Below are 24,155 nucleotides of genomic sequence, written 5' to 3' on the forward strand. Positions count from 1 at the left end.
TCAGTAGCATCAGTGCAATGGGCGCAAGAGTTTGCTTGGCCTGAATTGAATTTATGATACACCAATGACTTACTCCTATTACCTATTCAAGGGACGTAACAATGTCGAACGAAAAACCGCAGTTTATTAAATCAAAGGCCGCAGTGGCTTGGGGACCAGGACAACCACTTAAGATTGAAGAAGTGGATGTGATGTTACCAAAAGCGGGCGAAGTGTTAGTACGCATTGTGGCTACTGGCGTGTGTCACACGGATGCGTTTACCCTGAGCGGCGACGATCCAGAAGGGGTATTTCCTGCCATTTTAGGCCATGAAGGTGGCGGTATTGTTGAGCAAGTAGGCGAGGGCGTGACCAGCGTGCAAGTGGGCGATCATGTGATCCCACTTTACACTCCAGAGTGCGGCGAGTGTAAGTTCTGCCTATCGGGCAAAACTAACCTATGTCAAAAAATTCGGGCGACCCAAGGTAAAGGCTTAATGCCCGATGGCACCACGCGTTTTTATCTCGATGGCAAACCTATTTTCCATTACATGGGCTGCTCGACCTTCTCTGAATATACTGTGCTGCCTGAAATCTCATTGGCTAAAGTCAATAAGAGCGCGCCATTAGAAGAAATTTGTCTGCTAGGTTGCGGCGTAACCACAGGTATGGGCGCTGTGATGAACACGGCCAAAGTGGAAGAAGGCGCAACCGTGGCGATTTTCGGCCTCGGCGGTATCGGTTTATCGGCGATTATCGGTGCCACTATGGCCAAAGCCAGTCGCATTATCGCCATTGATATCAACGAGTCTAAGTTCGAGTTAGCCAAAAAACTCGGCGCGACCGATTGCATCAACCCTAAATTACTCGATAAGCCCATCCAAGAGGTAATCGTTGAGATGACCGACGGCGGCGTAGATTACTCATTTGAGTGTATCGGCAACGTCAACGTGATGCGCAGCGCCTTAGAGTGTTGTCATAAGGGTTGGGGCGAGTCGGTCATCATCGGTGTTGCCGGTGCAGGTCAAGAGATTTCAACCCGTCCATTCCAATTGGTCACGGGTCGAGTATGGCGCGGCTCCGCCTTTGGCGGCGTGAAAGGGCGTTCAGAGTTACCACACATTGTTGAGCGTTACTTAGCCGGTGAGTTTAAGCTCGATGACTTTATTACCCATACAATGGGACTAGAGCAAATCAATGAAGCGTTCGAGCTGATGCACCAAGGTAAGAGCATCCGTAGCGTGATCCATTTTGATAAATAAGCGGTTTCGCACTGTCAATTGATGCTTCAGCTTGATGTGACAAACCGGCAGACAGGTGCAAATCTGTCTGCCGTGTTGCCAACTGAGTACACTAAGCGTTATGACTAAGCACTAAAGATTGAGCTTAAAAGGACTTGTATGACCATAGAAAATATCAGTTGTAATAAGAGTTTTGGCGGTTGGCATAAGCAATATCGCCATCAATCTCAGTCGCTAAATTGTGAGATGCGTTTTGCCATTTATTTGCCGCCCGAAGCGGTGAATAAACCTGTGCCTGTGCTGTACTGGCTCTCAGGCTTAACCTGCACCGATGAAAACTTTATGCAAAAAGCGGGTGCGCAGCGCATGGCGGCTGAGCTTGGAATGGCAATTGTGGCCCCCGATACCAGTCCTCGCGGAGATGGTGTGCCCGATGCAACCGATAAAGCCTACGATTTAGGCTTAGGCGCGGGTTTTTACCTCAATGCGACAAAAGCACCGTGGAATCGTCATTACAAAATGTATGATTACATAGTCCACGAGTTGCCTGCTTTGATTGAAGCACATTTTCCCGTGACGACACAGCGAGCGATATCGGGTCATTCTATGGGCGGCCACGGCGCTTTGGTGATTGGGCTCAGTAACCCGCACAGATACAGCTCAATTTCGGCCTTTAGCCCGATTTCGAATCCGAGTAATGCACCTTGGGGCATTAAAGCCTTTAGTGAGTATTTAGGTGAGAATCGTGAACACTGGCGCCAGTACGATGCTTGTGAGTTGCTCAAGCTCGCCATTGCCGAGGTGCCAGTTATGATTGACCAAGGTGAAGCCGATAGCTTTTTAGACACCCAATTGATGCCACAGTCCTTGGTGGATATCGCGCAGGCTAAGGGCTACCCCTTAGATGTACGGATGCAGGCGGGGTACGATCACAGCTACTACTTCATCGCGAGCTTTATTGAAGAACACCTTAAGTTCCATAGCTTGTACTTTAAGCCGGAAATCGGTGTTACATAGTCGGTATCTATGAGTGAAAACAAAAATGCCGCGACTTTATTAGTTGCGGCATTTTTTATGGTGCGATTTAAGCGATTAGCGAGATGACATTAACACTCAACAATGTTGACCGCTAAGCCGCCTTTGGCGGTCTCTTTGTACTTGCTGCGCATATCTCTACCGGTTTCCATCATGGTTTTGATCACTTTATCCAGTGAAACCTTATGATGACCATCTCCGCGTAACGCTAAACGAGAGGCGTTGATCGCTTTGATTGCGCCCATAGCATTACGCTCAATACAAGGCACTTGCACTAGGCCGCCTACTGGGTCACAAGTTAAACCTAAATTATGTTCCATACCAATTTCAGCCGCGTTTTCAACGTGCTCAACCGTGCCGCCCATGATTTCTGTCAGTGCGCCAGCGGCCATTGAACAGGCCACGCCGACTTCACCTTGGCAACCGACTTCAGCACCAGAAATAGAGGCATTTTTCTTATACAAAATGCCAATCGCAGCGGCTGTTAATAGATAACGTGCACACACATCGATATCTACTGCTTGTACAAAAGTATCGTAATAACATAATACGGCTGGAATAATTCCCGCTGCACCATTTGTTGGTGCTGTCACAACGCGATCACCGGCTGCATTTTGCTCGTTAACAGAAAGAGCGAATAAATCCACCCAATCCATTGCCGTTAACGGGTCAACATTGTTACGGCCTTCGGCTTTTAAACGACGATAAAGTGCAGGGGCGCGGCGACGCAGCTTTAAGCCACCAGGTAAAATACCTTCTTTTTGATAACCGCGTTCGATACAGGTTTTCATGGTTTGCCAAATATTCCACAGCTTGGCTTTCACTTCGTCTTCGCTGGCTAAGCTCTGCTCGTTTGCCATCATCAAAGATGAAATGCTGAGGCCTTGTTGGCCACACAGCTCGAGCAGTTGCGCTGCACTATCAAACTCAAACGGCGCAGATTGAATCGGTGATGCAGGTGAAGCATTGCGTTGGCTAATTTCATCTTCGTCTAAGATAAATCCGCCACCGACAGAATAATAAGTTCGTTCGTAAACACATTCACCTTGGCTATAAGCGTATAGGGTCATGGCGTTGGCATGTGCGGGCAGCGATTTACGTCTGTGATAGATAATGCCATGTTCACGGGTAAATTTAACGATTTTACCGCCACTGAGTGTTAGCGTTTCATTTTTTGATGCACTGTCTAAAATGCCATCAATGCTTTCGGTATCGACAAATTCAGGATCTTCGCCCATTAATCCTAAAATAACGGCTTTACCTGTGCCGTGGCCTTTACCCGTTTGGCCAAGAGAGCCAAACAGTTCTGCTCTTAATTCGTCAATTTGGCTATCTAGTCCTGAGTCTGTAAGACGCTGCATAAAAATTTTGCCCGCTTTCATTGGGCCAACAGTATGTGAGCTCGATGGACCGATGCCAATCTTGAACATGTCAAATACGCTAATCATGATAGAAGTCCTGTTGTGTCTTGATGATTATTTTAGTTTGAGTGTATGGGATTGCTCGCGCTATAAATTGAAGCGGGTTAATCTTCTGCAAACACTCTGGTCTATTGAGGCGCTCTTTCATGCAAGATGTGCCTGTGTAATACTCTACTATCAGTATCCCATAGAACAGTGTGACAATTCACATTAGTTTTTTTAATTCGTTATGGTTCGCATAAGCTGAACTTAACTGGGAACGTATTTCCAAGCCATTTTTGACTGAGAATACCGATTTTTAAGGCGCTACAAGGGTGGGTGCTTCGCTTTTTTTAGCTTTTTTGTGAGCGTAGACTACTTATAACGGAGTGGCTATTTTTTGAGTATAAATGAATATTATTAGGGAAAAAGATGAGTTATTTAATGTTAGATCTACTCGCATTGGACGTAAGTGAAGCAGAATCTGAGATGTTACGTCATCCACAGGTTGGCGGTTTAATTTTATTTTCTCGTAATTTTTCGAGCCGCGATCAACTGTGTCACCTCGTACAACAGATACGTCAAATTCGTCCTGAGATATTGATAGCGGTCGATCACGAGGGGGGCCGTGTGCAACGTTTTCGTGATGGCTTTACCCTTATTCCTGCCATGGGTGACATTTTACCCGCGGCGAAGGGCGATATGGTACTGGCAAAACGTTGGGCCTGTGAACTCGGCTTTTTAATGGCGATTGAATTATTGGCTTGCGATATCGACTTAAGTTTTGCGCCAGTATTAGACTTAAACGGCGTTAGCCAAGTGATAGGCAAGCGCAGTTTTAGCCCTGAGCCTGCCGAGGTGATTGCCCTGGCAGAAAGCTTTATTGTGGGCATAGCCGCCGCTGGCATGGGCGCCGTGGGTAAGCATTTCCCCGGACACGGCAGTGTAGTGGCGGATTCGCACTACGAGAAACCCATTGATGAGCGTGATGCCGATGCTATTTTTGCAAAAGATATTTTGCCGTTTAAAGAGCTGATCGCAAAAGATAAATTATTAGGCGTTATGCCAGCGCACGTGGTTTACCCTAAGGTCGACCCAAACTCTGCGGGTTTTTCGCAATACTGGTTAAAACAAGTGCTGCGTGAAGAGCTCGGGTTTAACGGGGTGATTTTCTCCGATGATTTAGGCATGCAAGGCGCGGGTTTTGCTGGCGATTACCGTGCAAGGGCAAGCGCCGCCTTAGCGGCAGGTTGCGATATGATTTTGGTGTGTAATGATAATTCAGGCGTAATGTCGCTTCTAGATGGCTTTAGCTGGCCGGCGAGCGAGCCGCAGTATCCTGCACGATTGCTCAAACCTAATACCGCACAAACGGCAGCAGCACTGGCTAATACGGCTCGCTGGGAAAATGCCAAACAGCTTGCGGAGCAAATTTGTTTAGCTCAACAAGTAAAAGTTTGATGTAGCGCAAGGTATGAGTAAATGCTTTTGCTAGGGTTAGTCAATTCACGTTATTAAAAACGATTAAAAGGCCTGATATGATTTTCTATCTTCATGGATTTGATGCGACTAGCCCAGGTAATCACGAAAAAATGCGTCAGTTGCAGTTTATTGACTCTGATGTACGTTTAGTCAGTTACAGTACTTTGCACCCAAAGAACGATATGCAGCATTTGCTTAAGGAAGTGGCCAAGCAAATGAAGCATAGCGATGATCCCGCACCTTTAATGGTCGGAGTGGGGTTAGGTGCCTATTGGACTGAGCGCATTGGTTTTTTAACGGGGCTAAAATCTGTGTTGATCAACCCTAATTTGCATCCAGAAATTACCATGCAAGGTTGTATCGATCGCCCTGAGGAATATACCGATATTGCGAGTAAATGTGTGTCTGGGTTTAGATTGAAAAACCGTCATCAGGCCATGTGTATCTTGTCGATGCACGATGAGGTGGCTGATAACACCGTTTCTGCAAATGAATTGAGTCCGTATTATTCGATTGAGTGGGATACTGTTCAGCCGCATAAGTTCCCACAATTAGCCGCACACTTACCCAAAATTAGCCAATTTAAAACCGCATAATAACAGTTTCTGTAATGTATTGGGTTTCGCTCGCCACGTGCGAAACCCAATAACTCCCTTCAACAACTCAACAATGCCTACGGGTGATTTATTCTAGTTCCTGCACGCCGCCGCCTGACACGGTAAGAATTTGACCACTGATCCAACTTGCCGCTGGAGAAGATAAAAATAAAGCCGCATTGGCCATATCTTGCGGCTCACCAAGTCGATGGATGGGGGTTTTCTTTAACATATGTTGTTCTATTTCAGCGGTGAGTACGGATTCTAACGCTGCCGTGCGGGTTGCTCCGGGGGCTATGCCGTTCACGCGAATATTTTTGTGGCCAAGATCAAAGGCAATATTGCGGATCAAATGGTTGGTCGCAGCTTTGGACGAGGCGTAGGAGGCCATATGTTCATTTTTATTTTCACCTGCCATTGAGGTAATCCCTAAGATGGATCCTCCCCCCGCTTGTTCCATTGCTGGTGCTGCAATTTGAGCGAGGCGGAACAAAGAAAATACGTTTAAATCAAATGCGCGACGGAAATCGGCCATTGGCATATCAAATGGCTTTGGCCCACCGCCACCGGCATTACTCACTAAAATAGTGAGCTTACCAAACTCGCTAATGGTTTGTGCCACGAGGCGAGTGAGATCATCTTCCTGAGTGATATCACAGTCAATTGCAACCGCTTTACCTCCTTTTGCAATAATGGCTTGCGCTACGACATTTGCCGTCTCTTGTTTTAGATCGCTGACCATAACGGCAGCGCCCGCTGCTGCAAAGGTTTCTGCTATCGCGCGGCCAATGCCGGCGCCGGCGCCCGTAATGACGGCAACGTCTCCATTGAGTGTAAAGTCTTTAGGGTTATACATGGTTATCTCCTTAGAGGATGAAGCCAAATCAGATGTTTAAGTACTAAATCGATGAGTTTGGTGACTATTTATTAACAGGTGATTGGGCGTGTTGCCAATCTAAGCTTAAGAGAAATATTGTGGCGTCTCTTGAGAGTATACAGAGTGCGGCATGACAAACACGATAGAAAGGTAATAGGGCAATTTTCAGTAAAAAGTATGATATTGATTTAAATGAATCGTTTATTTTTCAAAAACTTGAAAATAATTATCTTTTGTGTAGAGTGGCGTATCTGAACAGCTTGTAACAAAGTGATACAGGTTGTTCAATCTATTTATCTATTGAATGGATATCCCTTTGCGTATGTCGCCCGACACAGCTAACAGCAGTCTAGTTAGCTGTTTTTTTACTGCTAATTTAATACGATTGGCATGATAGCGTTTTTACTCTATAACCCCGTGCTTAACACTTATCCCTTGAATCCATGTTTAATATGATGGTTTTAATACGGCGGGTTTAATTCGATTAATTTAATCCAAGAAGACAATATTTCGAAAACAGCATGGATGGTGCGGAGTGGCGATATTGCGGTTAATCACTTAATACAATGTTGGTGGTGAGGCATTTGCCCTATTTAGAGGCATTAATCGTGACGGTACAAGAAGGCAAAACCGATGATATTTATCTTATCGACTTATCCAGCGTACCGTCTTAAGTTAACCACACTGTTTTTCTCATGAGTTTTAAGAATAAAAAACAGTGTGTTAACTTAAATGTTTTTGCTGGTATTTGCTCGTTCAGTATTGCCCAACCGTTTGGATAGATTCGGTATTTTGAGGTTGTTGCTGGGCACTGGGCTGCGCCATTTTACGTATTTGGATCACCATGCCCATTTCGGGATGATCTAAATAATGGATTTCTTCACTCTTCACGCGGCGATTTTGCTCTAAAGGAATCGACATTAAAAACGGCGTCATCACTTTTGGCGTTGTGAGTGTTGCGCTGGTATCTGCTCCATCACTTGGCATGACGGGCATGAGTTTTCGACCTTCTTTTCGTAAATTCAGGGCAGTTTCAATATACAAATAATGGCTTAAGTAGATATTCAGTGTGCCATCTAATTCCCAAACTGGTGATACCACAGATGAAGACAATGGCGTCCCTTCAGCGCTCAGCGTTGGCGCGGTATGGTTTTGTTTAACGATTTTTCTGCCATCAAAGTGATAAGTGCTGGAAAAATCTTTACCAGCAAATAATCGCATGGGTATTGAACCGCTTTTACCGCTCATGGGTTGTTGCCAAGTCATGTGCAGTAGACTACGCGTACCACGCTCACGAGATATGCTGCTAATTATACTCGCAAATTGGCCTTGGCTACGTGTGAGTAATACTGGATTACCGTTGGCACTAGCATAACGGGGCTCTGGGCTACTGATTTCTGACGGAATGATTGACGGATAGCGATACTGCACAGTGGCGCGCGCATTATCTGTCGCGCCGTTTAAGGTTTCAGCGCAGTGGCTGTTCGCATCGGCGTCAAATACCAAAGTACAAGGTGCCGATGCGCTTGTGCTTGGCGTGACCGCTTGTGCGACGACGGGTGAAATTAAATCTATTGCGTTGTCGGTTTTAGTCTTGAGAGGCGCATTGGGCCATTGTTCAGTTGACTGACTTTGGCGTTCAAACACATAGACCTCAACCTCAAACCAAGCTTGTGCTTGGGCGACTTGAGTGTGTGATAGCGCAATGAGTGTAGCGATAGAGACCGCGAGTTTACGTAACACTATTTATCTCCAAGACGATGTTGCGATAATTGTTCAAGCAAAAGTTTCACTAAAGCGAGGCGGTCTTTACTGGTTTCGGCCGCAAAGCTGAACTTTAACTTATTCGGTCCTTCCATTCGATAGATTTGTGGCTGGCTTTGGAGTAATCCAATAATAAACACAGGATCTATGACGTGATCATCACTAAATTCGATGCTACCGCCTTTGCTGTGTACTTCGATTTTAGTGGCCCCTAAGCGAGTCGCCTCATGTTTATAGAGGGTCATTTCCATTAGGTTGCGCGTTGGTTCTGGTAGTAAGCCAAAACGGTCAATTAATTCAACTTTTAACTCATCAAGCGCCGCCTGTGTTTCGCAGCCCGCAATGCGTTTATAAAGCGATAGGCGAATATTGACGTCGCTTACATAGGCTTCCGGCAGTAGGGCGGGGATACGCAGTTCAATCTCGCATTGCTGATTCAGCATTTGCGCTAGCGATGGCTCTTTACCTTGTTTTAAGGCCTTGACTGCAGCTTCGAGCATTTCCATGTACAAGCTAAAGCCAATTTTAGAAATATGGCCACTCTGTTCATCGCCTAAGAGTTCACCTGCGCCGCGGATCTCTAAATCTTGGGTCGCCAGCATAAAGCCTGCGCCAAGATCTTCAAGGGCACCAATCGCTTCTAAACGTTTACGCGCATCTGGCGTGATACGTTTTGGATGCGGCGTCATCAAATAAGCATAGGCTTGGTGGTGCGAGCGCCCGACGCGGCCACGTAATTGATGTAACTGCGCCAGACCAAACATATCGGCGCGCTCGATAATAATGGTGTTGGCACTCGGGACGTCGATACCGGTTTCGATAATAGTGGTACAGACTAAAACGTTGAATCTTTGATGATAAAAGTCAGACATCACCCGCTCAAGATCGCGCTCACGCATTTGACCGTGGGCGACGACTACCCGCGCTTCGGGCAGTAAATCGATAATGCCTTGGGCACATGCTTCGATACTTTCAACATTATTGTGCAGGTAATACACTTGGCCGCCACGGAGAATCTCCCGCAAAATGGCCTCGCGCACAGTCGCAGGATCCGATTCTCGCACAAAGGTTTTCACCGCTAAACGTTTGGCGGGCGGGGTGGCGATAATCGATAAATCGCGCATGCCCGACATGGCCATATTTAAGGTCCGTGGAATAGGCGTTGCCGTCAGAGTTAGGATATCCACGTTGGCACGCAGTGCCTTGATTTTCTCTTTCTGACGCACACCGAATCTGTGTTCTTCGTCGATGATCAGCAGGCCTAAGTTTTCAAACTTGGCCTCAGATTGCAATAACTTGTGAGTACCGATAACGATATCGACTTTGCCTTCTTCCAATTGCTGCAGCACTTGAGTCTGCTCTTTGGCGGTGCGAAAGCGTGACATCACTTCGGTGACCACAGGCCAGTCGGCAAATCTGTCTTTAAAGTTTTCATAGTGCTGCTGTGCAAGCAATGTGGTCGGGACCAGCACGACCACTTGTTTACCGGCGTTGACGGCCACAAAGGCGGCGCGCATGGCGACTTCGGTTTTACCAAAGCCCACATCGCCACAGACTAATCTGTCCATTGCGGTTGGCGATTGCATATCGGCTAACACGGCGATAATGGCGCTTTCTTGATCGACGGTTTCTTCGAAGGGGAAGCCGCGGGCGAATTGAGCGTATTCTTCTTCGTCAATTGCGCAGCTTTCGCCAGGACGCGCTTGGCGACGGGCATAGACATCGAGCAGCTCGGCTGCGACGTCGCGGATTTTTTCAATCGCCTTTTTCTTGGCTTTAGCCCACGTCTCGTTGCCGAGTTTATTTAAGTGGGCGTCTTCATCGGCGCCAACACTGTAACGGCTGATGAGATGCAATGAAGACACTGGCACATACAGTTTGTCACCGCCAGCATATTCTAATTGCAGGTATTCTGCGACCAATCCACCCGTGTCTAAGGTGACTAAACCTTTATACAAGGCAACGCCGTGCTCTAAGTGCACTATCGGCTGGCCGACTTTGAGTTCGGCTAAGTTTTTAATCAGGGCATCGTTGCTAATTTGTCTCTGTTTTTCACGGCGGCGCTGCTGGGAAATGCGATGGCCGAAAAGCTCAGTTTCGCAAATGATACTGATGCCATCTTTGGCGCTGATCTGCAGCAAACAACCGCGTGACAGCGGTGACACGATAAGGCCTAACTTGGTATCACTTTGAATAAATTCATCAAAATGGCTAAATAGCGTAGGTTTAAGCTGAATTTTCGCGAGTAACTCAAGTAACGCCTCGCGGCGGCCCTCGGACTCGGCGCTAAATAACATGCGTTTGGCGCTGCTGGCATAATCTTGCAGCGCGAGCAGCGGTTGCTTTAATTTATGGTTGGCGCTGATATCGGGCAGGGGACTGGCAGCAATAATAGCCGCTTTGCTTGTGACAGGGCAGTCGGCCGTAGGCACTTGCATTTGGTAACGTGGCAGCGGTTTAAAGGCGGCAAATAACTCTTCGATGAGTAAATACAGCTCTTTAGGCGCTAGCAATGGCCGCAGTGGATCAACGCGTCTGTCTTGATAGCGATGTTCGACTTCTTGTAAATGCGCGCGCGCCGACTTTTCAATATCCCCTAAGGTGACTAACTGGGTGTCCTTTGGCAGGTAATCAAATAAGGTGGCGGTGTCATCAAAAAATAGTGGCAGGTAGTTTTCAATCCCTGCGGGCATTAAATTGCGGCTGACTAACTGATAAACTGATTCAGGTTCTTTAACGATAACCTCAAAACGGCGACGGTATCTTTGCCTAAAACCTTCGATGGCTGCGCTATCGGTGGGGAATTCCTTGGCGGGTAATAACCGAATGGAGTCAACAGGTTGCAATGAACGTTGGGTTTCTGGGTCAAAACGGCGAATGGTTTCGACTTCTTCGTCGAATAACTCGATGCGCAGTGGCATATTCATCCCCGTGGGGAAGATATCCAGAATCGAACCGCGAATGGCAAACTCACCGTGTTCATAGACTTGCTCAACCGCATGGTAGCCCGTGTCGGTTAAATGTTGGCGTACATCGTGTAATTTGTAACGATCGCCCTTTTTCAGCACAAACACGTTAGCGCTTAAATAGGCTTTAGGTGGTAGGCGCATCATTAAGGTCGTAACAGGTACGATAACGATATTTTGTTCAATTTGAGAAAGCTGCGCCAGTGTTTCAAGCCGTTGGGAAATCAAATCCTGATGTGGCGAAAAACTGTCATAGGGCAGGGTTTCTCTGTCAGGGAATAATCTGACCTTAATCCCTGTTTTACTGAGCAAATAACTCAGCTCTAGCTCTAAGCTTAAGGCGCTTGGCGTATCACTGGTGACAACGAGAGTCGTCCCCTTATGTTGACGCGTTAAACTGGCGAGTGTAACAGCTTGGCAAACCCCGCCGACAGTGGACAAGGTTTGAATTTGAGTGCCAGTTTTAACGGCTGGCGGCGCTAGGGCTGATATGTGAGTCATTGGCGTACGATAAACTGATTCATTCACAAAAAGTTGCCGACATTGTAGAGACTTGAGGGCGTAGGTGCCAGTGAAAAGTCAACGGCTATTAACGCTCGTCTCGGGAGAGTTTGCGTAATTTGAGTTGTTTCTGTTGCACGTTAAGGCTGGCTTTGACTAACTGTTCAACATCGGCTTCGAGAATTTGACTGAACTCAACATCGGTTTGCCATTGTGTATCACAGGGCTTGGCAGTAGATTCAGCGTTGATGTTATGCTCATTATTCTGTGATTGAACGGCTGTGATGGGGTGAGTTGCAACAACTTTACCAAAGCACAAAATAGCCACTAATTCGTCGTGAATAAATAGGGTGATTTTATAATGGGTGCCAATGGTTAAGGCTGTGGGCGTGAATAACCTCAAGCCGCTACCACCGAACTGACTGCCAATGCATTTTTCACCCTCTTGGGTTTCTTTTTCTAATACATGTTGTAGTACTAAATCTACTTTGCGTGATTGTAGTTTTAAAAAGTCCACCACGGCTTTTGCGTCGTTGTCTAAATGACGCAGTTGTAGCAGGCAGTTAGCCTCGAGCGTTTTAACTTCACTTAATAGCTGAATACCCAAGGATTGCATTGATCTTAATGCCATTTCTGAGGGTAATGCCTGCGAATTAGGCCATTGGCTTAAATAGGCTGTAAAGTGGTGAGGCACACTAAAATACGGATTGGGGTCAGTGAACAAGTCTTGCCTCTTTATTTATAGGACCAATACCCCTATTATCGTGCCCATCTTCATGATTTAGCAAGTTCAGCACACAGGACGTAACCCTCTTTCAATGAATCCAGGATTTCCTTTCTATATTGGTTACCGCTATTGGCGGGCCAGAAAAGCGAACGCGTTCGCGTCGTTCATTACTTTATTTGCCGTTTCGGGCATTTTTTTAGGCGTTGCCGCGCTTATTGTCGTGAGCTCTGTGATGAATGGTCTTGAGGGCCAATTGAAACAACGCATCTTAGGGGCCGTGCCGCAATTAACGCTTTATAGCGAAGTTCCCTTAGTCGATTGGACTGAGCAGGCGAGTGCGCTTAAAGCTTTGCCGGGCGTACTAGGTGTAACGCCGAGCGTGTCGACTCAGGCCATGGTGCAATCGGCGGCGAATATTCGTGCGGTACAAATTTATGGCGTGTTTCCCGAATTAGCACAAGAACTATCTTCTGTGGCTCAGCACACTTACTCAGGTGCTTTTGAACAGCTAAAAAGTGGCGATTACAAGGTGATTTTAGGCGCTGAACTGGCAAGACAACTCAAAGTCGCACCGGGTGATACGATACGGCTATTGAGTGGTGATGGCGTGGTGTACTCCCCATTAGGCCCAGTGCCCAGCCAACGTAAGTTTTTAGTATCGGGTATTTTTGAAATGGGATCGCAGGTCGATGCGGGCGTGGCGTATATCCATTATCAAGATGCGAAACGCCTGATGCGTCAACCCAGTGATGCCATCGATCAATTAAGGCTCTATTTGGCCGATCCCTTTAGCGCGCCAGCTTTAGCGCCTAAAGTACAGGATGTTCTCGCTAAACAAGGTGTTAAGGCAACAACCAGTGACTGGCGTGACACCTATGGCCACTTGTTTGGCGCGGTCAAAATGGAAAAAAATATGATGTCGCTGATGCTGAGTCTGATTGTGGCAGTAGCGGCTTTTAATATTGTCTCGGCGTTAGTGATGATGGTGGTGGATAAAACGACCGATGTGGCGGTATTGAAAACCCAAGGCATGACTACTCCCGCCGTGATGGGCATTTTTGTGGTACAAGGCACGCTCAATGCCGTACTTGGTTTAGTGCTTGGGCTCGCGGTAGGCATATTTATAACCCTGAATCTGAATAGCATTATGACGACTTTAGGCATTTCAATTTTAGGTGTAGGGCAGAGCTTGCCAGTGAAACTGGAGTTTATGCAGTTGTCTGTGATTGTGGTAGGCACTTTGTTGGTGACCTTATTAGCCACTTTATATCCCGCGCTGCGCGCTGCTAATGTGCAACCAGCAACCGCGCTGAGATACGAGTAACTACGCCAACATCTGCAAACCGTCGGTATTTAGCATGATGGTTTAGTAAGATTAAAATTATTTTACGCATTGATTTTATTTATATTTATCGATGCCAAAATCCGTTTAAGAGAGAACTTTAATGCAAGACGTGTTACTGCAAGTGCAGAGTGTCAGTAAGAGTTACCATGATGGCGCCGTGACCACGCAAGTGTTGTCTAATGTCGATTTGCAAGTGTTTAAGGGCGAGCAGTTGGCGATTGTCGGTAGCTCAGGCTCTGGTAAAAGTACGCTGCTGCATATAATGGGCACGTTGGATGAGCCAACCGCGGGTAAAGTGTTGCTGTTAGACGAAGATTTATATCAAGTATCGAGTGCGCGCCAAGCACAAATCCGTAATCAAGATTTAGGTTTTATCTATCAGTTCCACCATTTGTTACCTGAATTTACCGCGTTAGAAAACGTCGCTATGCCCGCATTTATTCAAGGTAAAGATCGCAAACAGGCACTTGCCGATGCGAAAGCCTTACTGGAACGCGTTGGGCTTGGCCATCGCCTGACGCACATTCCTGCCGAGTTATCGGGCGGCGAACGTCAACGCGTGGCTATTGCAAGAGCCTTGATTAATAAACCTAAGTTAGTGTTGGCCGATGAACCAACGGGTAACTTAGATGCCAATAGTGGCGATGCGGTGTATGAGCTTATCCGTGAGCTTGCCGACCAGCTTGGAACTGCCTTTGTGGTGGTGACTCATGATCATAAATTAGCTGCCCGTATGGACCGCCAATTGATGATGAAAAATGGTTTTCTGCAATTAGCGGCGGAAACCCAAGTATGAACGGCCCGTTAGCCTTATCCATTGGTTGGCGTTTTTATCGCGCTCGCCAAGCCAACAGTTTTATTAGTTTTATTTCCTTTGCATCGACTGCGGGTATTGCCTTAGGCGTGGCGGTATTGATCATAGTTCTGTCGGCAATGAATGGTTTTGAGCGCGAATTAGAGCAAAGATTACTTGGCGTAGTGCCACAGGCGGACATTGTTGGGGTGAATGAACCCATTACCAACTGGCAAGAGGTGGCCGAAGGCGCGCTACAGATTGAGGGTATTCGCGGCGCGGCGCCCTTTATCCGTATGCAAGGTTTAGTGCAAAAGCCTGGTGGGTTTCAAGGCTTAGCAGTGGTGGGAATCTTTCCGAAAGAAGAAATAAAGGTTTCAACCCTGTCACAATTTATGAGTGATGCAAGCTGGCAGAGTCTGAGCCAAGATGACAATAATATTGTGCTTGGCCAGAGTTTATTGACTAAATTAGGGCTTGAGGTGGGCGATACGCTGGCTTTGTATGTGCAGGATATGGATCCAGAAACCGCAGGCAGTTTACGTGCGGCTAAAAGCCATCGTTTTGTAGTGTCTGGTACCTATCATCTTGGCGGCGAGCTTGAACTGACTACGGCTTATATTCCACTGCAGTACGCGGCGCAAATTTTGAATCTGCAGAGCGGCGTAACAGGTGTGCGTATTAGCGTTGATAAGGTATTTGATGCGCCAGAAAAAGTGCGCGAACTGGGTTATGCTCAAAAGCAGTCTGTTTATATCAGTGACTGGACCCGTACCCAAGGCCATTTATATCAAGATATTCAGTTAGTTCGCACTGTAATGTACTTAGTGTTAGTGCTGGTGATTGGTGTGGCCTGCTTTAATATCGTCTCCACCTTAGTGATGGCGGTGCGTGATAAAGCCTCTGAAATTGCGATTTTGATGACGATGGGCTTAAGCCGTGTTGCCGTTATGGGGATTTTTATGGTGCAGGGCGCCTTAAATGGTCTGCTCGGTTGCGGTCTTGGCGGTATTATTGGCGTGAGTGTGGCACTGAATTTAAGTGTGATTGCCAGCACAATTGAACAGTTATTGGGTATTCAACTGTTGTCAGCCGATGTGTACTTTGTCGACTTTTTGCCGTCAGAGTTACATAGCTCTGATGCGGTATTAGTCATTGTGATGGCATTTATAATGAGCTTAATCGCGACGCTTTATCCTGCTTGGAAGGCCAGTCAAATTGCGCCAGCACAAGCATTAGCGGGTAGATAACGTATTTAAGACAATGTCTGCTCTGTTCGCGGACGAGTGCAGAATTGAGTGCACACTCTTTTAGAGTGTAATCGTTAGCGTGTAATCAAAGTGCTGATTTGCGCTAATGTACTTATCATCGAACCAGATAATGATTTAGCGTTATGATTTAGCATTAAAACGATAGAAACAAAAAGGCCAGTGAGCGCTCTTAGAAGAGACTGCCACTGGCCTTTTTCGTGTTTAATGTGTGTATCTATGCGATATCTAAAGGTAAGCGTTGATAGAGATTAACGCTTTAAACCTTCGTTCAATAATGGACGCATGATTTTAACTAATTCTGTGGTCACTTTAGGTGAACCTGCCACGATATTGCCAGAAACCAGATAGTTATGGTTGCCAGTAAAATCAGTCACAGTACCGCCAGCTTCACGGCAAATAAGATCGCCAGCTGCGATGTCCCATGGCTTTAAGCCAATTTCGAAGAAACCATCTAAACGACCGGCGGCAACATAGGCTAAATCTAATGCGGCAGAACCTGCACGACGTAAATCAGCACATTGGCCGAAGACTTCGCCGAAAATAGCCATATAGGTTTCAGTGTGTTGACGAGCCTTGAATGGGAAGCCTGTACCAATCATGGTAGAGGTAAGTTCATTCACGTTGGTCACACGCAGACGGAAATCATTGAGTTTTGCGCCTTTACCACGGACGGCGGTAAAGAGTTCTTCGCGAACGGGATCGTAAACAACCGCAACTTCAGTTTTACCTTTGTGTTGCAGAGCGATAGAAATCGCGAAGTGGGGAATGCCTCTAACAAAGTTGTTAGTGCCATCCAGAGGGTCAACTATCCAAACATAGTCGTTATTACTACCGCGGTTTTCGCCTTTCTCTTCACCCACGATAGTGTGATCAGGGTAAGATTTACGGATCTGGTAAGTAATTGTCGCTTCTGCTTCCTTGTCTACACTGGTAACAAAATCGTTGATACCTTTTGAACTCACTTCAATACGGTCAAGTTCGGTATAGGCGCGCATAATATTTTGGCCGGCCGCGCGGGCAGCGCGTACAGCAATCGTCAGCATTGGATGCATTGCAATCCCCTGGATGTTAAAGAACGTTAAATAGCGGGCAGTATTATACTCGATTTGATAGTTATATCAAATACCGATTTTCATATAAGCATTCGGCAATGGCTGTGATAATATTCGCACCCAACGTTTTATGAATTAAATTAAGTTATTCCATGCTAAGTAATATTCGAGTGGTTTTAGTGGGGACATCGCACCCCGGCAATATTGGTTCCACTGCCAGAGCGATGAAGACTATGGGTCTGTCTAATTTGTATCTTGCCGAACCGCGTGTTGAACCTGATGGGCATTCCATAGCCCTTGCCGCGGGTGCATCGGATATTCTTAAACATCTTGTGAAAGTCGATTCGCTCGCTGAAGCAATAGCCGATTGCAGTTTGGTTATTGCCACTAGCGCGCGCAGTCGCACCTTAGATTGGCCGATGTTGGAACCAAGAGAAGCAGGCGTGAAGTTAGCGACCGAGGCACTTAAAGGTCCTGTTGCTATCGTGTTTGGCCGTGAAAACCACGGGTTAAGCAATGAAGAATTACAACAATGCACTTATCATGTGGCCATTCCTGCAAATCCTGAATACAGCTCGCTCAATCTTGCGCAAGCCGTACAAATCATTTGTTATGAAACCCGTGTTGCCCATCTGGCACAAAAAGAAGTGATAGAGGAGGAGCCAACAGAGTATCCGTTGGCAGCCGATCAGGAACGTTTCTTTGCACACCTTGAGACGACGCTGCTATCAACCGGCTTTATCATCAAGAATCATCCTGGGCAAGTGATGATGAAACTTCGTCGTTTATTTAGTCGTGCACGGATTGAGAGCCCAGAAATGAATATCCTTAGGGGGATTTTGACGTCAATTGAGAAAGTGACCGATTCTAAAGATAAATAGCCAAATCCTAATCAGCAATAATTACCGTACAGCATGACCGAAAAGGGATAAATAATGGGCGTGATAGCTAGGCTAAAAGAAGACATTGAATCTATATATCACCGTGATCCTGCGGCGCGCAGCGCCTTTGAGATCTTGGTTAATTATCCAGGCATGCATGCGATTTGGTTGCATCGGATAAGCCATAAGCTTTGGAAGCGCGATTGGCGCTTAACGGCACGTTGTTTATCGACTTTTTCCCGTTGGCTAACCGGGGTTGAAATTCATCCTGGCGCAACCATAGGGCGTCGATTTTTTATCGACCATGGCATGGGCGTAGTGATTGGTGAAACCGCTGAAATTGGCGATGATTGCACGCTTTATCATGGTGTTACGCTTGGAGGCACTACATGGCAAGCCGGTAAGCGTCACCCAACGTTAGCGAATAATGTGGTGGTCGGTGCGGGGGCAAAAATCCTCGGTCCTATTACGATGCATGATGGTGCTCGTGTCGGTTCTAACTCCGTTGTCGTGAAAGATGTGCCTAAAGATACTACGGTTGTGGGTATTCCTGGGCGCGTGGTGGCAACACCGTCAGCGCAATCGAAAGAGAAAACTGAACGTCGCAGCGCAATGGCAAAAAAATACGGCTTTGATGCTTATGCAGTATCACCGGATAACCCTGATCCGGTTGCCAATGCGATAGGACAGATGCTGGATCACATGCATCTAATGGACTCGAAAGTGCAAGAGTTGTGTCAAGCTATTCAAGGTCTGGGTGGCAATGTTTGCACAGAGAAGTTGCCTGAGCTTGATATGGGTGAGTTCAATGATGCTGAAAAAGTCGCCACAGATAAGCGCGATGAGTTTGATCCCAGTGTTTAAAGCGAGATGTCAGCGTTTATTATTGATGTCAATGCAGCTATCAAACTCCTAGCTTGGCTAGGATTTTGCTAAGATTCTACTCAGTTTTAGCGAGAGTTTGACTAGATTTTGACTAGCGTCCTGCTCAGTTTCGATAGCTTGCTTCTCCTTCTAAACGCTTTTATTCGTTGTGGATATCGTGCTAGATGTCGATAAATTGCCTTTTCAGCATTGAATCTTAGGGCGGAAAAAGGTTAAATACCCCACCAAGATGAAAGGGTATTGATGCATGCTTAATACTTGAGTGTTTTAGTAGGTTTAATACTTGACTAATTTACTCGGGTATGTTGAAATAATGCATACTTGTTTGAAATAAAGCATACCTTTTCGGGAGCTATGATAGTAGTTATGAAACTTACATCAAAAGGTCGTTATGCAGTAACCGCTATGCTAGATGTGGCAATCCACTCAGCATCGGGACCCGTTCCCTTAGCGGATATCTCTGAAAGACAAGGCATTTCGCTTTCCTATCTTGAACAACTCTTTGCTAAGCTAAGAAAACATGGCTTAGTGGCCAGTGTACGAGGACCAGGCGGTGGTTATCGCTTAGGCTTAGAAGCCAATGATATTTCTGTCGGCATGGTTGTCCATGCTGTAGATGAGTCTGTTGATGCGACTCGTTGCCAAGGACTGGGTAATTGTCAGAGTGGAACTCGCTGCTTAACCCATTCACTTTGGGGCGATTTAAGCAAACAAATTTCAGATTTTTTAGATGGTATCAGTCTTGCCGGCTTGATGCAGAAGCGAGATGTGCAATTTATCTCTCTTAAGCAAGACAGTATACAAAAGGAACAAAGAGTCAGTTTGTAATGACGATTTGTTATATATAAAAATAATTTTTGTACGTTGTATGTAGCCTCTACCAGAGACTGCTCAGTACGGAGTGTGTTATGAAGCTTCCTATCTATTTAGATTATGCCGCCACCACGCCTGTTGATCCAAGAGTCGCGGAAAAGATGTTCCAATGTATGACAATGGACGGCATTTTTGGTAATCCCGCCTCACGTTCGCACCGTTACGGCTGGCAAGCTGAAGAAGCGGTAGATATTGCTCGCAATCAAATTGCTGAGTTAATTAACGCCGATCACCGTGAAATTGTGTTTACCTCTGGCGCGACCGAATCTAACAACTTAGCGATTAAAGGTGTGGCTCATTTCTATCATAAGAAAGGCAAGCACATCATTACCAGCAAGACTGAACATAAAGCGGTGCTTGATACCTGTCGCCAATTAGAGCGCGAAGGTTTCGAAGTCACTTACTTAGAGCCTGCACCAAACGGTATCATTCCAATGGAACGTTTAGAAGCGGCAATGCGTGATGACACTATTCTTGTCAGCATTATGCATGTGAACAATGAAATCGGCGTGATCCACGATATCGATGCCATCGGTGAGTTATGCCGTTCAAAAGGCATTATCTTCCATATGGATGCGGCGCAAAGTGCGGGCAAAGTGCCTATCGATGTGCAAGCCACTAAAGTGGATTTGATCTCAATTTCTGGCCATAAAATGTATGGACCTAAAGGCATTGGCGCGCTCTATGTTCGCCGTAAGCCACGTATTCGCTTAGAAGCGCAAATGCACGGTGGTGGTCATGAACGTGGTATGCGTAGCGGTACGTTACCAACGCATCAAATCGTCGGTTTAGGTGAAGCGGCTGCAATCGCAAAAGCGGAAATGGCCTCTGACGACGCCCGTATCGGTGCATTACGTGACAAATTATGGAATGGCATTAAGCACATCGAAGAAACCTATATCAACGGTGACTTGACTCAACGCCATTGCGGTAGCCTCAACGTCAGCTTCAACTATGTTGAAGGTGAATCGTTAATGATGGCCCTTAAAGATTTAGCGGTTTCATCGGGTTCGGCTTGTACTTCAGCCAGCTTAGAGCCTAGCTACGTATTACGTGCACTTGGCTTAAACGATGAAATGGCACATAGCTCAATTCGTTTCTCACTCGGCCGTTTCACAACGGAAGAAGAAATTGATCACGCTATCGAAGTTATTACTCAATCTATTGATAAATTAAGAGAAATGTCTCCTTTGTGGGAAATGTTCAAAGATGGAATCGATCTGAACCAAGTTCAGTGGGCACATCATTAATTCTGGCTTTTACAATAGATAATTTTGGAGCAGTACCATGGCTTACAGTGAAAAAGTGATAGATCATTATGAGAATCCACGTAACGTTGGTTCTTTCGATAAAAACGATCCTTCGGTCGTAACCGGTATGGTAGGCGCGCCTGCTTGCGGTGACGTGATGAAACTTCAGTTGAAAATCGGTGCCGATGGCATTATTCAAGATGCTAAGTTCAAAACCTACGGTTGTGGTAGCGCAATTGCGTCTAGCTCACTGGTGACTGAGTGGGTTAAAGGCAAGACTATCGAACAAGCTGCGGCGATCAAAAACACGGATATCGCTGAAGAATTGGCATTGCCACCGGTGAAAATTCACTGTTCAATTTTGGCTGAAGATGCCATTAAAGCTGCTATCGACGAGTACAAATCGAAACAAGCTAAGTAACATCTGGAGTTAAGATGGCGATTACAATGACCCCAGCGGCAGCCGATCGTGTCAGATCTTTCTTAGTCAACCGAGGCAAAGGTGTAGGCCTGCGTCTCGGCTTAAGAACATCAGGCTGTTCTGGTATGGCTTATGTACTTGAGTTCGTTGATTCTTTAAATGATGACGATGAAGTGTTTGATATCGAAGATGTGAAAATCATCATAGATGCCAAGAGCCTTATCTATCTTCAAGGGATCGAGCTGGATTTTGTTAAAGAAGGGCTGAACGAGGGCTTTCAATTTAACAACCCTAACGCAAAAGGTGAGTGTGGTTGCGGTGAAAGTTTCACTGTTTAACTGCTAAAGTTAACGCATGAATTATTTCGAGTTATTTAAATTCTCTCCTGCCTTCGATATTGATACCGCCTTACTTGCAGAACGCTATCGCGAACTGCAAAGGGCGGTTCATCCCGATAAGTTTGCTAATGATACTGATCAGCAAAAATTGCTGTCAGTACAACGCACAGCGCAAGTCAATGATGGTTTTCAAACCTTAAAAGATCCTCTTCGCCGTGCCGAGCATATGTTGTCCCTTCGCGGCATTGAATTAAGCCATGAAACCACCACGGTGAAAGATACGGCCTTTTTGATGCAGCAGATGGAATGGCGTGAAGCGTTAGAAGACATAAGCGACAGTGCCGATCCTCAAGCCAGCATCGATGAGCTATATCAATCTTTTGCACAGTACCGCGCGCAACTGACTCAGCAATTGACACAATTGTTAAGCAGCGAGCAGCCTGAAGATGCATTGTTAGCGGCGGATCAAGTTCGTAAACTTAAATTTATGGCAAAATTACACGATGAATTAACTAGAGTTGAAGACGCGCTGTTAGATTAATTTTACGTGTTTACGTTATCTTGCCGACTCAAGCGTGCTTGGGTCGGCATTACTAAGTTGGATATATATGGCCCTTTTGCAGATAGCTGAGCCCGGACAAAGTGCCGCGCCGCACCAACATAGACTTGCCGTTGGTATTGACTTAGGTACCACTAATTCTTTAGTGGCAGCGGTTCGAAGTGGTGAGACGGCAACTCTGCCGGACGAATTTGGACAGCATTCATTACCATCTATAGTGCGCTATACCCAAGATACAGTTGAAGTTGGCGCCCTCGCGGCTCTAAGTTCGGCGCAAGATCCACAAAATACGATTGTCTCGGTGAAGCGTTTTATGGGTCGTAGCCTTGCGGATATTCAAGCAGGCGAGCAATCATTCCCCTACGAGTTTGCCGAAAGCGAAAACGGTTTACCTTTATTCGTGACTCCCCAAGGCCAAGTGAATCCGGTGCAAGTGTCTGCGGAGATTTTACGTCCGCTGATTGCCCGTGCTGAAAAGACCTTAGGCGGCGAGCTGCAAGGTGTCGTGATAACCGTACCGGCTTATTTTGATGATGCTCAGCGCCAAGGCACGAAAGATGCCGCAGCATTGCTCGGTGTTAAAGTGCTACGTTTGTTGAATGAACCGACTGCAGCTGCCATTGCCTACGGCTTAGACTCTAAGCAAGAGGGCGTGATTGCCATCTATGATTTAGGCGGCGGCACTTTTGATATTTCTATTTTACGTTTAAATCGTGGTGTATTTGAAGTGTTGGCCACTGGCGGTGATTCAGCCCTTGGCGGTGATGATTTTGACCATTTATTGCAAGCCCATATGCAACAAGTTTGGCAGCTTAAAGACATAGATTCGCAACTAAGTCGTCAACTGTTAATCGAGTCGCGCCGTGTGAAAGAAGCCTTAACGGATGCGGTTCAAACTGAAGCGAGAGTGACGCTCGCCGATGGGACTGAACTCACGCAAATCGTTTCTAAAGCTGAATTTGATGCCATGATTGCGGCATTGGTGAAAAAGACGATTGCCAGCTGTCGCCGTACCCTGCGTGATGCGGGCGTCACGACGGATGAAGTGCTTGAAACTGTAATGGTTGGCGGTTCAACGCGGGTGCCATTAGTGCGTGAACAGGTCGAAGCTTTCTTCGGTAAACCACCGCTAACGTCTATCGATCCTGACCGTGTTGTCGCCATTGGCGCGGCCATTCAAGCCGACATTTTAGTGGGCAACAAACCTGAATCGGATTTGTTATTGCTCGATGTGATCCCTTTGTCGTTAGGCATAGAGACCATGGGCGGTTTAGTGGAAAAAGTTGTGTCGCGTAATACCACTATTCCGGTTGCACGCGCGCAGGAGTTTACCACTTTTAAAGATGGTCAAACTGCGATGGCATTCCATGTCGTGCAGGGTGAACGTGAACTCGTTGACGATTGCCGTTCACTGGCGCGTTTTACCTTAAAGGGTATTCCGCCGTTAGCTGCTGGCGCTGCGCATATTCGGGTGACATTCCAAGTGGATGCCGATGGTTTACTTAGCGTGACGGCGATGGAGAAATCCACTGGTGTGCAATCCAGTATTCAGGTTAAGCCGTCTTTTGGCCTATCCGACACTGAAATCGCCACTATGCTGAAAGATTCGATGAAGTATGCCAAGGATGATATTGGCCGTCGTATGCTGGCCGAGCAGCAAGTGGAGGCGGCGAGGGTCCTCGAGTCTTTACATGCCGCGTTAGCCAAAGATGGCGACTTGCTGAATGTCGATGAGCGTAGTCAGATCGATGCCACTATGGCCAATGTGGCGCAAGTTGCCGCGGGCGATGATGCCGATGCGATTAAACTCGCGATTGAAAAACTGGATGAGCAAACCCAAGATTTTGCTGCCAGACGTATGGACAATTCTATTCGAGTGGCATTTAAAGGCCAATCGATCGACAATATATAGGTGATAC

Annotated in this window: 21 protein-coding genes; 15 read left to right on the forward strand and 6 right to left on the reverse strand. The window is 46.5% G+C overall.

Features of this window, described 5'->3' with window-relative positions; translation table 11 throughout:
• The first annotated feature begins 101 nt into the window (after positions 1-101).
• Together ACRN9H_RS03550 and fghA are read left to right on the forward strand one after the other, a co-directional pair.
• On the forward strand, positions 102-1,241 hold the full coding sequence (locus ACRN9H_RS03550) for an S-(hydroxymethyl)glutathione dehydrogenase/class III alcohol dehydrogenase (RefSeq protein WP_025007830.1): 1,140 nt from the start codon (positions 102-104) through the stop codon (positions 1,239-1,241).
• 138 nt (positions 1,242-1,379) lie between these two features.
• Positions 1,380-2,237 (forward strand): S-formylglutathione hydrolase, encoded by an 858-nt coding sequence (fghA, locus tag ACRN9H_RS03555; protein WP_432312490.1) that lies wholly within the window; start codon positions 1,380-1,382, stop codon positions 2,235-2,237.
• Between the two features lie 89 nt (positions 2,238-2,326).
• On the opposite strand, the gene ACRN9H_RS03560 is transcribed toward fghA, so the two are convergent.
• Positions 2,327-3,703 (reverse strand): L-serine ammonia-lyase, encoded by a 1,377-nt coding sequence (locus ACRN9H_RS03560; RefSeq protein WP_432312491.1) that lies wholly within the window; start codon positions 3,701-3,703, stop codon positions 2,327-2,329.
• A 384-nt stretch (positions 3,704-4,087) separates the two neighbouring features.
• Here ACRN9H_RS03560 and nagZ point away from each other — a divergent pair, with 384 nt between their 5' ends.
• Entirely contained in the window at positions 4,088-5,116 is a 1,029-nt protein-coding gene (gene nagZ / locus ACRN9H_RS03565; RefSeq protein WP_432312492.1) for a beta-N-acetylhexosaminidase, read from the forward strand.
• A 77-nt stretch (positions 5,117-5,193) separates the two neighbouring features.
• The gene (gene ycfP, locus ACRN9H_RS03570) at positions 5,194-5,733 is read left to right on the forward strand and encodes an alpha/beta hydrolase YcfP (protein ID WP_432312493.1); all 540 of its coding nucleotides are present in this window, start codon (positions 5,194-5,196) and stop codon (positions 5,731-5,733) included.
• An 88-nt stretch (positions 5,734-5,821) separates the two neighbouring features.
• Here the strand turns inward: ycfP and hdhA are convergent, their stop codons facing one another.
• The 4 genes from hdhA to ACRN9H_RS03590 form a co-directional block, all read right to left on the reverse strand.
• Positions 5,822-6,589, reverse strand: a complete 768-nt coding sequence (gene hdhA, locus ACRN9H_RS03575) for a 7-alpha-hydroxysteroid dehydrogenase (RefSeq protein ID WP_432312494.1) — start codon at positions 6,587-6,589, stop codon at positions 5,822-5,824.
• Between the two features lie 777 nt (positions 6,590-7,366).
• Complete coding sequence (locus ACRN9H_RS03580) at positions 7,367-8,353, reverse strand: peptidoglycan binding protein CsiV (protein ID WP_432312495.1); 987 nt, start codon at positions 8,351-8,353, stop codon at positions 7,367-7,369.
• Positions 8,353-11,841 carry a transcription-repair coupling factor gene (gene mfd, locus ACRN9H_RS03585; RefSeq protein ID WP_432312532.1) on the reverse strand — a complete coding sequence of 1,163 codons (3,489 nt, stop codon included), beginning with the start codon at positions 11,839-11,841 and terminating at the stop codon, positions 8,353-8,355. The genes ACRN9H_RS03580 and mfd overlap by 1 nt, the downstream gene beginning before the upstream one ends.
• A gap of 88 nt (positions 11,842-11,929) precedes the next feature.
• Positions 11,930-12,565: a hypothetical protein gene (locus ACRN9H_RS03590; protein WP_432312496.1), complete on the reverse strand. Its 636-nt coding sequence runs from the start codon at positions 12,563-12,565 to the stop codon at positions 11,930-11,932.
• A gap of 94 nt (positions 12,566-12,659) precedes the next feature.
• On the opposite strand from ACRN9H_RS03590, the gene ACRN9H_RS03595 reads away from it, so the two are divergent.
• From ACRN9H_RS03595 to lolE, 3 genes are all read left to right on the forward strand, one after another.
• Positions 12,660-13,892: a lipoprotein-releasing ABC transporter permease subunit gene (locus ACRN9H_RS03595; protein WP_432312497.1), complete on the forward strand. Its 1,233-nt coding sequence runs from the start codon at positions 12,660-12,662 to the stop codon at positions 13,890-13,892.
• A 121-nt stretch (positions 13,893-14,013) separates the two neighbouring features.
• Positions 14,014-14,709, forward strand: a complete 696-nt coding sequence (lolD, locus tag ACRN9H_RS03600) for a lipoprotein-releasing ABC transporter ATP-binding protein LolD (RefSeq protein WP_432312498.1) — start codon at positions 14,014-14,016, stop codon at positions 14,707-14,709.
• Positions 14,706-15,956, forward strand: coding sequence for a lipoprotein-releasing ABC transporter permease subunit LolE (lolE, locus tag ACRN9H_RS03605; protein WP_432312499.1), 1,251 nt, complete (start codon positions 14,706-14,708; stop codon positions 15,954-15,956). The genes lolD and lolE overlap by 4 nt, the downstream gene beginning before the upstream one ends.
• A gap of 269 nt (positions 15,957-16,225) precedes the next feature.
• On the opposite strand, the gene suhB is transcribed toward lolE, so the two are convergent.
• Positions 16,226-17,029, reverse strand: coding sequence for an inositol-1-monophosphatase (gene suhB, locus ACRN9H_RS03610; protein ID WP_076500301.1), 804 nt, complete (start codon positions 17,027-17,029; stop codon positions 16,226-16,228).
• 152 nt (positions 17,030-17,181) lie between these two features.
• Here suhB and trmJ point away from each other — a divergent pair, with 152 nt between their 5' ends.
• The 8 genes from trmJ to hscA all read left to right on the forward strand — a co-directional run bounded on the left by trmJ (position 17,182) and on the right by hscA (position 24,148).
• On the forward strand, positions 17,182-17,910 hold the full coding sequence (trmJ, locus tag ACRN9H_RS03615) for a tRNA (cytosine(32)/uridine(32)-2'-O)-methyltransferase TrmJ (protein ID WP_432312500.1): 729 nt from the start codon (positions 17,182-17,184) through the stop codon (positions 17,908-17,910).
• Between the two features lie 54 nt (positions 17,911-17,964).
• Positions 17,965-18,774, forward strand: a complete 810-nt coding sequence (gene cysE, locus ACRN9H_RS03620; RefSeq protein ID WP_220773521.1) for a serine O-acetyltransferase — start codon at positions 17,965-17,967, stop codon at positions 18,772-18,774.
• A gap of 387 nt (positions 18,775-19,161) precedes the next feature.
• A complete protein-coding gene (gene iscR, locus ACRN9H_RS03625) occupies positions 19,162-19,623 on the forward strand; it encodes a Fe-S cluster assembly transcriptional regulator IscR (RefSeq protein WP_432312501.1) in 462 nt (153 codons plus the stop codon).
• Positions 19,624-19,703: 80 nt separating this feature from the next.
• Positions 19,704-20,918 carry an IscS subfamily cysteine desulfurase gene (locus ACRN9H_RS03630; protein ID WP_432312502.1) on the forward strand — a complete coding sequence of 405 codons (1,215 nt, stop codon included), beginning with the start codon at positions 19,704-19,706 and terminating at the stop codon, positions 20,916-20,918.
• 37 nt (positions 20,919-20,955) lie between these two features.
• Positions 20,956-21,339 (forward strand): Fe-S cluster assembly scaffold IscU, encoded by a 384-nt coding sequence (iscU, locus tag ACRN9H_RS03635; protein WP_006081856.1) that lies wholly within the window; start codon positions 20,956-20,958, stop codon positions 21,337-21,339.
• A 14-nt stretch (positions 21,340-21,353) separates the two neighbouring features.
• Complete coding sequence (iscA, locus tag ACRN9H_RS03640; RefSeq protein ID WP_006081855.1) at positions 21,354-21,677, forward strand: iron-sulfur cluster assembly protein IscA; 324 nt, start codon at positions 21,354-21,356, stop codon at positions 21,675-21,677.
• 16 nt (positions 21,678-21,693) lie between these two features.
• Positions 21,694-22,218: a co-chaperone HscB gene (gene hscB, locus ACRN9H_RS03645; protein ID WP_432312503.1), complete on the forward strand. Its 525-nt coding sequence runs from the start codon at positions 21,694-21,696 to the stop codon at positions 22,216-22,218.
• Positions 22,219-22,285: 67 nt separating this feature from the next.
• Positions 22,286-24,148, forward strand: a complete 1,863-nt coding sequence (gene hscA / locus ACRN9H_RS03650) for a Fe-S protein assembly chaperone HscA (protein WP_432312504.1) — start codon at positions 22,286-22,288, stop codon at positions 24,146-24,148.
• Positions 24,149-24,155: the final 7 nt, after the last annotated feature.

The sequence above is a fragment of the Shewanella sp. MF08487 genome, assembly GCF_050848685.1.
GTDB classification, from domain to species: Bacteria; Pseudomonadota; Gammaproteobacteria; order Enterobacterales; family Shewanellaceae; genus Shewanella; species Shewanella glacialipiscicola.

Coding starts and splice junctions, on each gene's coding strand:
- ACRN9H_RS03550 (WP_025007830.1), top strand. CDS start 102: ATGTCGAACGAAAAACCGCAGTTTATTAAATCAAAGGCCGCAGTGGCT.
- fghA (WP_432312490.1), top strand. CDS start 1,380: ATGACCATAGAAAATATCAGTTGTAATAAGAGTTTTGGCGGTTGGCAT.
- ACRN9H_RS03560 (WP_432312491.1), bottom strand. CDS start 3,703: ATGATTAGCGTATTTGACATGTTCAAGATTGGCATCGGTCCATCGAGC.
- nagZ (WP_432312492.1), top strand. CDS start 4,088: ATGAGTTATTTAATGTTAGATCTACTCGCATTGGACGTAAGTGAAGCA.
- ycfP (WP_432312493.1), top strand. CDS start 5,194: ATGATTTTCTATCTTCATGGATTTGATGCGACTAGCCCAGGTAATCAC.
- hdhA (WP_432312494.1), bottom strand. CDS start 6,589: ATGTATAACCCTAAAGACTTTACACTCAATGGAGACGTTGCCGTCATT.
- mfd (WP_432312532.1), bottom strand. CDS start 11,841: ATGACTCACATATCAGCCCTAGCGCCGCCAGCCGTTAAAACTGGCACT.
- ACRN9H_RS03595 (WP_432312497.1), top strand. CDS start 12,660: ATGAATCCAGGATTTCCTTTCTATATTGGTTACCGCTATTGGCGGGCC.
- lolD (WP_432312498.1), top strand. CDS start 14,014: ATGCAAGACGTGTTACTGCAAGTGCAGAGTGTCAGTAAGAGTTACCAT.
- lolE (WP_432312499.1), top strand. CDS start 14,706: ATGAACGGCCCGTTAGCCTTATCCATTGGTTGGCGTTTTTATCGCGCT.
- suhB (WP_076500301.1), bottom strand. CDS start 17,029: ATGCATCCAATGCTGACGATTGCTGTACGCGCTGCCCGCGCGGCCGGC.
- trmJ (WP_432312500.1), top strand. CDS start 17,182: ATGCTAAGTAATATTCGAGTGGTTTTAGTGGGGACATCGCACCCCGGC.
- cysE (WP_220773521.1), top strand. CDS start 17,965: ATGGGCGTGATAGCTAGGCTAAAAGAAGACATTGAATCTATATATCAC.
- iscR (WP_432312501.1), top strand. CDS start 19,162: ATGAAACTTACATCAAAAGGTCGTTATGCAGTAACCGCTATGCTAGAT.
- ACRN9H_RS03630 (WP_432312502.1), top strand. CDS start 19,704: ATGAAGCTTCCTATCTATTTAGATTATGCCGCCACCACGCCTGTTGAT.
- iscU (WP_006081856.1), top strand. CDS start 20,956: ATGGCTTACAGTGAAAAAGTGATAGATCATTATGAGAATCCACGTAAC.
- iscA (WP_006081855.1), top strand. CDS start 21,354: ATGGCGATTACAATGACCCCAGCGGCAGCCGATCGTGTCAGATCTTTC.
- hscB (WP_432312503.1), top strand. CDS start 21,694: ATGAATTATTTCGAGTTATTTAAATTCTCTCCTGCCTTCGATATTGAT.
- hscA (WP_432312504.1), top strand. CDS start 22,286: ATGGCCCTTTTGCAGATAGCTGAGCCCGGACAAAGTGCCGCGCCGCAC.